Source organism: Streptomyces sp. BK208, from assembly GCF_004364245.1.
Classification (GTDB): Bacteria; Actinomycetota; Actinomycetes; order Streptomycetales; family Streptomycetaceae; genus Streptomyces.
This window is the reverse complement of the sequence record NZ_SOAV01000005.1, coordinates 220,711-233,178: the sequence shown is the minus strand read 5'-3', so window position 1 is coordinate 233,178 and position 12,468 is coordinate 220,711. Positions and strand designations below refer to the sequence as shown.

Annotated in this window: 9 protein-coding genes and 1 tRNA gene; 4 read left to right on the top strand and 6 right to left on the bottom strand. The window is 73.1% G+C overall.

Going from position 1 to position 12,468, the window contains the following annotated elements; genetic code table 11:
* Nucleotides 1–65: 65 nt before the first annotated feature.
* The 4 genes from EV562_RS14685 (at nucleotide 66) to EV562_RS35080 (ending at nucleotide 3,754) form a co-directional block, all read left to right on the top strand.
* Nucleotides 66–1,619, top strand: coding sequence for an alpha/beta fold hydrolase (locus EV562_RS14685; protein WP_133887242.1), 1,554 nt, complete (start codon nucleotides 66–68; stop codon nucleotides 1,617–1,619).
* Between the two features lie 140 nt (nucleotides 1,620–1,759).
* Nucleotides 1,760–3,301 (top strand): alpha/beta hydrolase, encoded by a 1,542-nt coding sequence (locus EV562_RS14680; protein ID WP_133887241.1) that lies wholly within the window; start codon nucleotides 1,760–1,762, stop codon nucleotides 3,299–3,301.
* A gap of 124 nt (nucleotides 3,302–3,425) precedes the next feature.
* Nucleotides 3,426–3,500, top strand: a tRNA-Trp gene (locus tag EV562_RS14675).
* An 80-nt stretch (nucleotides 3,501–3,580) separates the two neighbouring features.
* Nucleotides 3,581–3,754, top strand: a complete 174-nt coding sequence (locus EV562_RS35080; protein ID WP_166661784.1) for a hypothetical protein — start codon at nucleotides 3,581–3,583, stop codon at nucleotides 3,752–3,754.
* A 116-nt stretch (nucleotides 3,755–3,870) separates the two neighbouring features.
* Here the strand turns inward: EV562_RS35080 and moeZ are convergent, their stop codons facing one another.
* The 6 genes from moeZ to EV562_RS14645 form a co-directional block, all read right to left on the bottom strand.
* On the bottom strand, nucleotides 3,871–5,049 hold the full coding sequence (gene moeZ / locus EV562_RS14670) for an adenylyltransferase/sulfurtransferase MoeZ (protein WP_133887240.1): 1,179 nt from the start codon (nucleotides 5,047–5,049) through the stop codon (nucleotides 3,871–3,873).
* Between the two features lie 63 nt (nucleotides 5,050–5,112).
* Nucleotides 5,113–5,862 (bottom strand): spherulation-specific family 4 protein, encoded by a 750-nt coding sequence (locus tag EV562_RS14665; protein ID WP_133887239.1) that lies wholly within the window; start codon nucleotides 5,860–5,862, stop codon nucleotides 5,113–5,115.
* On the bottom strand, nucleotides 5,850–6,908 hold the full coding sequence (locus tag EV562_RS14660) for an NAD-dependent epimerase/dehydratase family protein (protein WP_133887238.1): 1,059 nt from the start codon (nucleotides 6,906–6,908) through the stop codon (nucleotides 5,850–5,852). Before EV562_RS14660 ends, EV562_RS14665 begins: the two co-directional genes overlap by 13 nt.
* A gap of 156 nt (nucleotides 6,909–7,064) precedes the next feature.
* Nucleotides 7,065–8,402, bottom strand: coding sequence for a hypothetical protein (locus tag EV562_RS14655; protein ID WP_243860063.1), 1,338 nt, complete (start codon nucleotides 8,400–8,402; stop codon nucleotides 7,065–7,067).
* A gap of 263 nt (nucleotides 8,403–8,665) precedes the next feature.
* Nucleotides 8,666–10,546, bottom strand: a complete 1,881-nt coding sequence (locus EV562_RS14650; RefSeq protein ID WP_133887237.1) for a DUF3492 domain-containing protein — start codon at nucleotides 10,544–10,546, stop codon at nucleotides 8,666–8,668.
* Nucleotides 10,547–10,761: 215 nt separating this feature from the next.
* Nucleotides 10,762–12,462: a DUF3152 domain-containing protein gene (locus tag EV562_RS14645; RefSeq protein ID WP_133887236.1), complete on the bottom strand. Its 1,701-nt coding sequence runs from the start codon at nucleotides 12,460–12,462 to the stop codon at nucleotides 10,762–10,764.
* Nucleotides 12,463–12,468 lie beyond the last annotated feature (6 nt).

Sequence of the window (12,468 nt, the reverse complement as noted above, 5' to 3'; positions counted from 1 at the left end):
ACGCCCCGTACCTCGTACGGCCCCGGGCCCGCGCGGGTGTCCCCGTGCGGCCGCACGATGGACGCATGCCGAATCCTTCCCGGCTGCGCGCCGCCGCCCTGACCGCCACCGCCGTCGCACTGTCCGCCCTGCTGGCGGGCTGCGGCGGTGGGTCGCAGGAGGACGACGACGAGGACCTGTGGGGCCAGGAACTGCGTTGGAAGGACTGCGGGGCACCGTCCGAGGCCGAGGGCGGCGGCTCCGCGCCCTCCCCCCTGCCCGACGGCGACGCGTGGCAGTGCGCCACGATGAAGGCGCCGCTCGACTGGGACGACCCCGAGGGCGCCACGATCGGCCTCGCGCTCATCCGGGCCGAGGCCAGCGGCGAGCCGGACCGGCGGATCGGCTCGCTCGTCTTCAACTTCGGCGGGCCGGGCGGCTCCGGCGTCACCACACTGCCCGCGTTCGGCCAGGACTACGCGAAACTGCGCACCCGCTACGACCTGGTCAGCTTCGATCCGCGCGGCGTCGGCCGCAGCGATCCCGTGGAGTGCCTGGACGACGAACAGCTCGACACCTACTTCCAGCAGGACGCCACCCCCGACGACCAGGCCGAGCGCACCGCGTTGGTGGCCAACACGGAGAAGTTCAACGGGGCCTGCGAGAAGAACTCGAAGAAGGTCCTTCCGCACGTGCGCACGACCGACGCGGCCCGCGACATGGACCTGATGCGCCAGGTACTCGGCGACGAGAAGCTGCACTACTTCGGCATCTCCTACGGCACCGAACTCGGCGGCGTCTACGCCCACCTGTTCCCCAAGCACGTGGGACGTGCCGTCTTCGACGCGGTCGTCGATCCGACGCAGACCTCGGAGCAGAGCTCGCTGGGACAGGCGAAGGGCTTCCAGCTGGCGCTCGACAACTTCGCCGAGGACTGCGTCTCGAAGACCGAGGACTGCCCCGTCGGTGACACGGCCGAGGACGTCAAGGCGCGCATCGCCCGGCTGCTGAAGGACCTCGACCGCAAACCGATCCCCGGTGTCTTCCCCCGCAAGCTCACCGAGACCGCCGCGACCGGCGGCATCGCGCAGGCGCTGTACTCGAAGGACTTCTGGGAGTACCTCACCGAGGGCCTGGAGCAGGCGTACGACGGCGACGGACGCGTGCTCATGGTGCTGTCGGACTCGTTGAACGGGCGCAACGAGGACGGCGAGTACAGCAACATCACCGCCGCCAACGTCGCCATCAACTGCGCCGACGACAAACCGCGGTACGACACCGCCTACGTGCAGGGCAAGCTGCCCGAGTTCCGCGACGCCTCCCCGGTTTTCGGCGACTACCTCGCCTGGTCCATGGTCGGCTGCACCGACTGGCCGGTGGCCGGAGCCGCCGACCATCCGGACGTCAGCGCGCCCGGTGCGCCGCCGATCCTGGTGATCGGCAACACCGGCGACCCGGCGACGCCCTACGAGGGTGCCGGCAGGATGGTGGACGCGCTGGGCAAGGGCGTCGGCGTGGAACTGACCTACAAGGGACAGGGGCACGGCTCCTACGACAGCAAGAACCGGTGCGTGCAGAACGCGGTGCACGGCTACCTGCTCGACGGCAAGGTACCGCCGGCCAACACGGTGTGCTCCTGACCCGAGTCGACGCCAAAACTGGGAAACCCGCCAGGTCAGAGCGTTATCCACAGGTCTCGGTGGGCGTTTTTGACTCCACCTAACATGGCAGGAACGCCATCCGCCGCACGGCGCGGACGGCTTGCCAGGGGGGAGAGGACATGACGCGTCTCGCGAGGTGGACGGCTCTGACGGCCGCCGCCGCACTGCTGACGGCGGGCTGCAGCGGCGGCTCGTCCGACGAGGACAGGGACGAGGGACGTGACAGCGACGCGGGCCCTTCGGCGGTGGCGCCGCCCGGGGTGCCGAAGGCACTGGCGTCCCAGAGGTTGGACTGGGCCCGTTGCGAGGGAACCGACGAGGCCCCGGCGCCGGACGGCGACTGGAGGTGCGCCACGCTCGAGGCGCCGCTGGACTGGTCGCAGCCGGGAGGCGAGACGATCGACCTCGCGCTGATCCGCTCCAGGTCCACCGGGGACGACCCCGTCGGCTCCCTGCTGTTCAACTTCGGCGGCCCGGGGGCGTCCGGCGTCGCCACGATGCCGTCCTACGCCGACACCGTCTCCTCCCTGCACGAGCGGTACGACCTGGTGAGCTGGGACCCGCGCGGAGTGGCCGCAAGCGAAGGGGTCCGCTGCCGCTCCGACGAGTCGATCGACGCCGCCGAGTCGGTGGACTCCACGCCGGACACCCCGGCCGAGGAGCGGGCCTATCTGAAGGACGCCTCCGACTTCGGCAAGGGCTGCGAGAAGGCGTCCGGCGCGCTCATCCGGCACGTCTCCACCGCGGACACCGCTCGCGACATGGACCTGATGCGGCACGTCCTGGGCGACGATGAGCTGCACTACTTCGGCATCTCCTACGGCACCGAACTCGGCGGTGTCTACGCGCACCTGTTCCCGAAGCACGTGGGACGCGTGATCCTCGACGCCGTGGTCGACCCGAGCGCCGACACGATGGGCCACGCCGAGAACCAGGCCAGGGGCTTCCAACGCGCCCTGGACGACTACCTGGAGTCGACCGGGCAGGAACCCGAACAGGGGTCGCGGAAGATCACCGACCTGCTGGAGCGACTGGACGCGGAGCCGCTGCCCACCTCCTCCCCCGGGCGCGAGCTGACGCAGACACTCGCGCTCACCGGCATCGTCCTGCCCCTGTACAGCGAGGGCAGCTGGCCGTCCCTGACCAGCGCGCTGGAAGCCGCCGAGGAGGGGGACGGCTCCGAACTGCTGGCGCTCGCCGACGGCTACAACGAGCGCGATCCCTCCGGGCACTACGGCACGACGACCCACTCGCAACGGGTCATCTCGTGCCTGGACGACAAGCAACGGCCCACCGTGGAGGAGACGAAGAAGCTGCTGCCGAGGCTCGAAAGCGTCTCACCCGTCTTCGGCGCCTTCCTCGGCTGGGACGCGGCCGGTTGGTGCCACGACTGGCCGGTGGCCGGCCGGCACGAGACGCCGGAGGTGAGCGCCCCCGGCGCGGCCCCCATCCTGGTGGTGGGCAACACGGGCGACCCGGCCACGCCCTACGAGGGCGCCCGCAGGATGGCGGACGAGCTGGGCAAGGACGTCGGCACGGTGCTGACCTGGAAAGGCCAGGGCCACGGCGCCTACGGCAGCGGCAGCGACTGCGTCGACTCGACGGTGGACGCCTACCTGTTGAAGGGGACGGTACCGAAGGACGGCAAGGTCTGCTCATGACGACGGCGGGGGCGGGCACCGGTCAGCAGATCAGAAGCCAGGTCGTGCCCCGCCACCCATGACCACCGAAGGTACCGAAAGCCGGGTCTCTCCGATACACGGTCGGCTAAGATCCCCGCCGGGCGAAGCCGTAGCGCAGAGGTCGTCGCGCGCGGTCTCCAAAACCGCGAGGACGCCGGTTCGAATCCGGCTGGTTTCGCCCGTTCCGACCTCCCCCGCGAAACGGCGGTTACTGCAACGGTAGGTTGCCCGTGTTGGTTCAGGACGCGGGGAGAGCACGTGGACGAAGACGAGATCAGGCGCGCGGTGGCACGGGGCATCCGCGACTACGAGAGGTCTCGACCGAAGCCCAAGGGAATCATCGCCGAGACGGAGAGTGCTGTAGGCGGCTGTGTGGCGATGTTCCTGGTCGCCCTTGTGATTCTCGGGGCCGCTGCCGCCTGCAGCAGGTGACGTCCGGGTGCTGTCCGGGGCAGTTCGAAGCCAAGCGACAAGCAAAGAAGCCCACGGCTTCTGAACTGGTCAGAGCCGTGGGCTTCTTCAGCCTCGCCGGTGGGCGGTGCCGGTGATCAGTAGACGGGCTTCTCCGGCTCGATCTGGTTGACCCAGCCGATCACGCCGCCGCCGACGTGGACGGCGTCCGAGAAGCCGGCGGACTTGAGGACCGCGAGGACTTCCGCACTGCGGACACCCGTCTTGCAGTTCAAGACGATCTTCTTGTCCTGCGGGAGGCTCTCCAGGGCCGAGCCCATGAGGAACTCGTTCTTCGGGATCAGGCGGGCGCCCGGAATGGAGACGATCTCGAACTCGTTCGGCTCGCGGACGTCGATGAGCTCGATGTTCTCACCGTCGTCGATCCACTCCTTGAGCTGCTTGGGAGTGATCGTGGAGTCGGCGGCCGCCGCCTGGGCCTCCTCGGACACGACGCCGCAGAAGGCCTCGTAGTCGATGAGCTCGGTGACGGTCGGGTTCTCGCCGCAGACCGCGCAGTTGGGGTCCTTGCGGACCTTGACCTGGCGGTACGTCATCTCCAGAGCGTCGTAGATCATCAGGCGGCCGAGCAGCGGCTCGCCGATGCCCGCGAGGAGCTTGATGGCCTCGTTGGTCTGGATGGAGCCGATGGACGCGCAGAGCACGCCCAGCACGCCGCCCTCGGCGCAGGAGGGGACCATGCCGGGGGGCGGGGGCTCCGGGTAGAGGCAGCGGTAGCAGGGGCCGTGCTCGGACCAGAAGACGGAGGCCTGGCCGTCGAAGCGGTAGATCGAGCCCCACACGTAGGGCTTGTTCAGCAGCACGCAGGCGTCGTTGACCAGGTAGCGGGTCGCGAAGTTGTCCGTGCCGTCGACGATCAGGTCGTACTGGCTGAAGATGTCCATCACGTTGTCGGCCTCGAGCCGCTCCTGGTGAAGGACCACCTCCACCAGGGGGTTGATGCCCTTGATGGTGTCACGGGCGGACTCGGCCTTGGGCCGGCCGATGTCGGCCTGGCTGTGGATGACCTGCCGCTGCAGGTTGGACTCGTCGACCTCGTCGAACTCGATGATGCCGAGCGTGCCGACACCGGCTGCCGCCAGGTACATCAGGGTCGGCGAGCCGAGGCCGCCCGCGCCCACGGCGAGCACCTTGGCGTTCTTCAGCCGCTTCTGCCCGTCCATCCCCACATCGGGGATGATCAGGTGGCGGGAGTACCTGCGGACCTCGTCTACGGTGAGCTCGGCGGCCGGCTCGACCAGGGGTGGCAGCGACACGGGGACTCCGTTGGTCGGTCAGTGGTTACGGTTGTTCTCCCGGTAACACTGCCACGGCCTTTTTCATTCCGAGACACCTGTCCCGACCCGCGAGACGATTTCGTCCCAGTAGCCGGGCATCGTCTCCCAGGGGTCGGTGCGCCCGCCGCAGTCCGTGCGGTCGGTGAACCAGATGGTCGCGGCTCCCTGCCAGCGGGCGATGCGCAGCGCCTCCTCCAGGTGCCCGCGCGGCACACCGTGGACGAAGTGGCAGAAGCGGTCGGGCGGATAGTCGGCGCTCCACTCGGCCGCCTGGGACCAGCGGTAGTCGGCCCAGGAGCCGGAGAAGGTGACGAGCTGGTCGGCGTTCTCGGCGTATCCGGGGTACGGGTGGGCGCCGTGTCCGAGCACGATGTGGGCATCGTCACGGCTCGCCCGGAGGGTGCTGACCGTGCGGCGGACCTCCGGAAGGGCGGCCCGGTCCGAGGGGCAGTGGTCGAGGAGGAAGCCGTCGACCTGGTACCAGTCGAGGTAGCGGTGGGCGTCGGAGACCTGCTCCCCCAGACTGCGGGCCCCGTGAGCGGCGTCGAGGTGCCCGAGGACGCGGACACCCGCGTTGCGCAGGCGCCCGGCGGCCTCCAGGCAGCGCGGGTCGGGGTGGGCACCGGGACCGTCGGCGACGTTCAGGACGACCCAGTGCAGCGGGGTGCCGGGGCAGCCGAGGCCCGCCCACTCGTCGGGGGCGACGAGTGGGTGGGCCAGCCCCGGGACGCCGAAGCCGGTACGGACGCCGGTGCTCGCGGTGCCCGCTCTGGTGCTGGTCAGATACGGCACGCCGCCTCCATCCAGATGTCGGCGAGGGACTCCTCGAGGCCGATCCGGGGCCGCCAGCCGAGCCGGTCGCGTGCGGTGCGCACATCGGCCTGCTGCCAGCTGCCGCAGCCGTCGGGGTACGGGTGGGGGGCCGGTGCCGGGTGCTCGGGGTCGGTGCGCTCGCCGCGGCTCCCGAGGGGGTCCGGACGGTGGTGGCCGAGGGCGTCGGTGCGGTGATGGCCCAGGGCGTCGACCCGGTGGCCGACGGACTCGGTGCGGGGATGGCCGATGGTGGGCCGCAGTACCCCCGGGGGGCCGTCGAGTTCGTGCAGGGTGCCGCCGTATCCGGCGACCCGGGCGAGGGTGGCGGCGGCGTCGCGCAGGCGTACGGCACGGCCGGAGCCGATGTTGATGACGCCCTGGGCCGCGGAGAGCGAGGCGGCGTGCACCGCGCGGGCGACGTCGCGGACGTCGATGAAGTCCCGCTGGGCGCCCAGGCCGCCGAGGCGCAGTTCGCCGTCCCCGGACTGCATCGCGCGCCGCATGGCCTCGGCCAGCCGGCCCAGCGGGGAGCCGGCGGGCGTGCCGGGCCCCGCGGGTGAGAAGACCCGCAGGACGACGGCGTCCAGGCCGGAGCCGAGGACGAGTTCGGTCGCGGCGAGTTTGCTGACGCCGTACGGGCCGCCGGGGCGGGGCACGGCGTCCTCCGCGGTGGACGAGCCGGGCTGGCTGGGGCCGTACTCGGCGCTGCAGCCGACCTGCACCAGACGGGCGCCGCAGCCGCTGCGGCGCAGGGCCTCGCAGACGGTGGCGACGGCGACGGTGTTGTGCCGGGTGAGTTCGCGGGCGCCGCCCCGGGTGGCGCCCGCGCAGTTGACGACCACTCCGGGATGGACGGCGTCGAGGAAGCGGGTGAGGGCGCCGGGGCTTCCGGTGGCGAGGTCGAAGCGGACGTCGGCGTCGTCACCGCGGCCGAGGGCGGTGAGCTGGACGGCGGGGTCGGCGAGCAGACGGTCGGCGACGAAGCGGCCGATGTAGCCGTTGGCTCCGATCAGCAGGACTCTCATCGGGCGGCTCCCGGTGCCGAGGCGTCGGGTCGGGAGGTGGTCATCTGGGGGCTCCTTCAAAGGGTGATACGGGTGATACCGGTGATGCGGGAGATACGGGCGATACGGGCGATACGAGGGTGTCGTGGACGTGTACGGGGCGGTCCGGGTGCGCGCTCACCGGGTCGGCTCCGCGGGCGCGTGGGCCGAGGCCCTGGTCAGGCGGCGGCAGGCGTGCACCAGGAGGGCCAGGGCGCCGATGCCGCAGGCGGCCGTCGGGAGACCTGCCGGGCCGCAGACGCCGACCAGGGTCTCCACGGGAACGCTCAGGAAGCCGCAGCCGGGGAGACGGCCGGCGAAGAGCGTGGCCAGTCCGGCCGCCTCGGCGGTGGCCGTGACGGCCAGGACGAGCGTGGCGGCATGGGCGTGACCGTGCACGGTGAGCAGCCGGGCGAGCAGCAGCAGGGCACCCAGGGCGAGGCCCTGGGGCAGGCCGGCGGGCTCCCCGAGGGCGGCACCGGTCAGGGCGAGCAGGGCCGCGAGGGCTCCCAGGTAGAGGGCGAACGTGCCGAGCAACAGAGGGCGTACGGAGGCGGCGAAGTCGGCCAGGCCACGGCTGGACGTCAGTCTGCGGCGGGCGCCGGCGGCGAAGAGGTGGGCGGTTCCGGTCGCGGGTGCGCAGGACAGCGCGAGCGCCAGGACCGGGGCGAGGGCGACGGGCCACGGGCCGTCGGCGGTGCCGTCGGGGAGGCCGTCAGGCCCGCCTCCGACGGTGGTGTCGAGGAGCCCGTCGCCGAGGAGGGCGTAGCCGACGAGCCAGCAGGTCCAGGTGCTGGTGGTGTGCGTCGTGGCGCTCAGCGGCCCGCGGCGCAGTGCCGCGCCGAGGGCCAGGGTCACCGCGAGGAGTCCGACGAAGGCCGTGATCAGGCGTGGCCGGCCCTCGGTCAGACGCAGTCCGGCGAAGGCGGCGGCGCACAGCACGCCGGGCAGCAGGGCGAGGACGAACACGGCGGTGCGCGGCCTGCGTTGCAGTGGTGCCGGGGCGTCCTCGGGGCCGGCCAGGGTGTCGGTGTCCGGGCCGGCCGGGGCGTCGCCGTCGCGCGGGACACGGGCGTACATCTCCTCGGCGAGGGAGAAGACGTCCCGGTGGCGGAAGCGGGCGGCGGTCCGGTCGGTGACGCCGTGCGCCTCCAGCCCCGCCGCGATCTCCAGCGGGTCGACGGCGCGTTCGCACAGTGCGCGGTGCCGGTGCAGCAACCCTTTCACCGGGTCGGCGGTGGCACGGCGTACGGCCGACACGGGCGGCGTCTGCCTGCCGTCGCGGGCCTCCGCAGCGTGGCCGCGCCCCGCTCGACCGTCGTCCTCCCGGCGGCCCGCTCCCCGACCGACGCCTCCGCGAAGCCGCCCGCCTTCCGACAGGCGCCCGTCCTCCGCGGGGCGCCGGCCGTCCCGCCGGCCCGCCCTCGCGTCGGGAGCCATGCCGACCGAGGCGGTGCCGTCGACCAGGTCAGCCACACGAGACACGTCAGCCGCGTCAACCACGTCGGCTACACAGGCTGCGCCGACAGCGCCGACAGCGCCGACCGCGCCGGTTCCGCCAGCCGCACCGGCCGCGACAGCCGCTTCGGCCCCGTCAGCCACACAGGCCGCACCGGCCGCACCGGCCGCACCGGCCGCACCAGCCGCGTCGGCCCCGTCGGTCAGGAACTTCTGCGAGCGTTCGTCCCAGGCGCCCGGGCTGCGCGGGGTCTCGGGCCGGTCCAGTTCGCCGAGGTCGCTCATCGGGAGGCCCCCTCGGTCGCCGAGACGGAAGCGGCCGCAGGGACCGGAGCCGCCGCCGGGACCCGAGCCGCCGCCGAGACCGGATCCGTCGCCCTGGCCGGGCTGTCGGTGTCCCGGACCGGGCTGCCGGTGCCCCGGACAGGGCTGTCCGCGACCCGCATGTCCGTGGCCCGGACCGGGCCGTCCGTGACCCAGCCGGGTCCGTTCCGGGCCGACCCGGGACCGCCCCTGGCCGCGACACGGGCCGCGGCGTCGCTCCAGCGCCCGGGGACGTGGGCTTCGGCCGGGACCCCGAAGGGCAGGGGCTCGCCGGTGTCGTCGAGGACGACCCGGCGGGCCGGGGTGCGCGAGAGGATCTCCAGGTACATGCAGTGGAACGCCGTGGTGTTCTGCTCGACGGTGAAGAGTTCCAGTGCGCGGGCGCGCGCGGCGGCGCCCAGGCGGTCGCGGCGCTCGGGGTCGCGCAACAGCGCGATGCACGCCTCGGCGAGCGCCCGCGGATTGCGCGGGGGCACGACGAGTCCGGTGCCGCCGATGGCCTCGACCACCGCGCCGACATCCGTGGACACCGTCGCGCGGCCGCAGAACATGGCCTCGACGAGCCCGGCCGGGAACCCTTCGACGACGCTGGAGAGCACCACCAGGGTGCCCGAGGCGTAGGCGTGGGCGCGGGAGGGCAGTTCGGGTCCGCCGATCTCCTCGAAGGAGACCGGGTTGCGGCCGACGGCGTGCGGACCGTCCGCCTCGTCGGGGAAGAGCTGCGCGGCAAGGCCCTTGCAGTGGGCGAGGTAGGCGGCGCCCTCGGGTCCGGCCGGGGCGCCCACGATCCTGAGGCGTGCCGTCGGCTCCGCCCTGCGGATCTCGGCGAAGGCGTGCAGCAGCGAGACCAGATCCTTGGCCGGCTCGACGCGTCCGACCCAGACGAGGGTCTGCGGGTCCGCGCACTCCGGGGACTCCCCCGCCTCGGCGAAGGGGGCCGCGTCCATGCCCGGGTGGACCGTACGCAGCTTGGCGCGGTCCGCCCCGCAGCGTTCCTGCCAGCGGCGGGCGTGCGCGTTCCCGGGCGTGATCAGGGCCGCCTGCCGATAGGTCTCGGCGGCCAGCCGGCCGTGGAAGGCGGCGAGCAGGGACCGTATCGCGGGCGAGGAATCGGGTTCCGTCAGGTAGTGCGTCCGCAGTCGCACGCCGTACTCGGTCACCAGCAGGGGGACGTCGCAGAAGTGCCGGGCGAGCAGCCCCGGCAGGGCGGCCGTGCCGCCGGAGGCCGCGTGGCACAGGTCCACCGAGCCGAGGTCGTCGTCCTCGTACCAGTCCAGGGACAGGGGGCGCAGAGCGCGTTCCAGGCGCGCGGCGACGGCCAGCAGGTCGGGAACGCGTGCCCCGCGCGCGGAGCGGTGGGCGCCGGGCGCACGGCAGGCGCGTTCCAGGGCGCGCACAGCGGTCTCCGAGCGCAGCGCGACGGGCAGTCCGCCCTCGTCCCGGGCGAGTTCGGCGAGACCGTACAGGGCGGTGGCGAAACGGTCCGCCTCAAGGGCCGACCGGCCGTCCGGCACTTCCTCCGTGCCCGCGGACGGGTCAACGGAGGCGGTGGCGCACAGGGCGGTGGCCAGCTCGCCGTAGTACTCGGCGAAGCGCCGGCGCGCGCGCCGTCCGAGGACGACGCCGTCGTCCTCGGTCTCCCACAGCGCGGCGGTGCGCACCCGCCCGACCTGCGGCGGCAGCGGGACCCATCCCCCGGCCTCCTCGCGTTCGCTGCGGCTGAGCGCGTAGACGTCGAACTCGTGCTGCTCAAGACCGCGCACGAGCCGGTCGCACCAGGCCCCGGCCTCACCGCTCACATACGGATAGCCACCCTCCGTAAGCAGTCCGATGCGCACGCGCGCACCCCCGATCTCCCTTTTGGGGAGCCGCCGTTGGCCCGGCGGCTCGCAGCGGGACGAACGTATGCGGACAAGGAGGTGGCGCGATGGACGGTTGTCCATCGCGCCACCAAAAGGGGTGAACGGTCGTAACTTTCCCGTGCAACGCGCGTTCGGTCGCGCTAGGGGATCAAGCAGTCACTCTGTGCGATGCACGGGCCCGGCCTGTCCGGTCACTCGTTCGGGAAGGCCCAGGCGTTGGGGCGGCAGTCGATCCCGTCGTGGTCGACGAACTTGGTCTGCTGCTGCATGACCGGGGCGAGTTCGCCGTCCTTGTCGCAGGTGACGTGGTTGAAACCGATGCGGTGACCGACCTCGTGGTTGATCAGCATCTGCCGGTACGCGTGGATGGCGTCGCCGTACGGCTCGGCGCCCTGCGCCCACCGGTAGGCATTGATCATCACGCGGTCGGTGGCGGCCGAGTCGCAGGACACGTTGTCCTCGGTGGTGTCCAGGCCGGACTTGGCGCACCACTGCGCGGTGGTGCCGGGGCTGGCCAGCGTGATGACGAAGTCGGGCTGTCCCGAGTGGATGCGCTCGAAGCTGCGCGCGCCGTCGTGCGCCCAGCTCCGGTCGTCGTTGAGCGTCTTCTGCACGGCCTCGGCGAAGAGTTCGCCGTCGAGACCGAGCCCCTGCTCCACGTCCACCCGGTAGGTGTACTTCTGCCCCTTCCCCGGCCCCTTGGCGGCGCCCGGGACCGCGTCGAACTTCCCCGAGGCCTTGAGCGTGGCCTTCATCGGGTACGTCTTCCCCATCTTCTGTTCGTACGTCAGCGGCGCCGCGGCCTCGGACGCGGCGGGCGGCCGTACGTCGTCCCGCGACGCGGAGTGGGTGTCCCTGGCCTGGCCGGTGGCGGCCTGCGCGCCAAGGCCCGACCCGTCCGACCCGTCGGCCACCTGCCCGGCCACGACGACGGCGAGCACCGTGGTGACGGCGGCCGCCGCGATCCCCGTGAAGGTCCGCCCCTTCGCGCCCTTGGCCGGCGCGGGCTCACCCGCGGGCCCCCGGCCGTCCGCGTCGACGCCGCCACCACCGCCGCCGTTCCCGGCGGCGGCACCGTCGGCAGCGCTCAGGTCGGTGACGGAGGCGTGCGGGTCGGCAGACCGGCCCGCATCGGAGCCACCGCGCGGGGGGCGGGCGGCGAAGACGTCGTCGTCCGCCTCGAAGGCGTCCAGGTAGTCCTGGCGCGGGCCGCCGCCCTGGGACCCGCGCCGCTGCCGCGGGAAGGGCACGGACGGTACGGACGTCCCGGAGGACGAGGCCGGCGCGAAGGACGCGGGGGCGCCGTTGCGCGGCCCCGCCGCGGGTCCGGCACCGGGCCGCGCGCTCGGCTCGCCCCAGCCTCCACCCGGTTCCCGCTGCTCGGGGTGGCCGCCCCGGACCTCCGGCACACCGTGCGCCGGGGTGCCGTCGGCGTACCTGGGCACACCGTGCGCCGGGGTGCCGTCGGTGACCCGCGGGACACCCCGCGCGGGGGTGCCGTCCGCCATCCGTGGGAACCCGTGGGCCGGGGTGCCGTCCGGGAACCGCGCACCCGGACCTCGGTCCTGCCCCTGACCGTGCCCCGGGGCCGCGTACCCCTGACGGTCGTCCTGGACCGCGCCCGGAGCCGCACCACGGATCCCCTCCGGCGCCCGCTGCGGCCAGTCCGGCCGGTCGGACGCGTGCGGCCCGGTCGGCCCGTTCTGCCGCTGTCGCGACCCACGCGGCCCCTGTGGCCCATGCGTCCCGTGCGGCTCCGAGGCCCCTGCCGGTCCCTGTGCGGGCTCGGCCGCTCGGCGCGGGTCGGGCCGCCCCGGGCGGCTGTCCCGCGCGGGGGCGGCGTCCGCGGCGTCGGCCTTCGGGGCGGGTCCTCGGCGGCTGTGGCGTCCCACGTCGCG

What these genes read in the sequence shown, in the direction of transcription:
- EV562_RS14680 (WP_133887241.1), top strand. Translation starts at nt 1,760, where the DNA reads ATGACGCGTCTCGCGAGGTGGACGGCTCTGACGGCCGCCGCCGCACTG.
- EV562_RS14685 (WP_133887242.1), top strand. Translation starts at nt 66, where the DNA reads ATGCCGAATCCTTCCCGGCTGCGCGCCGCCGCCCTGACCGCCACCGCC.
- EV562_RS14660 (WP_133887238.1), bottom strand. Translation starts at nt 6,908, where the DNA reads ATGAGAGTCCTGCTGATCGGAGCCAACGGCTACATCGGCCGCTTCGTC.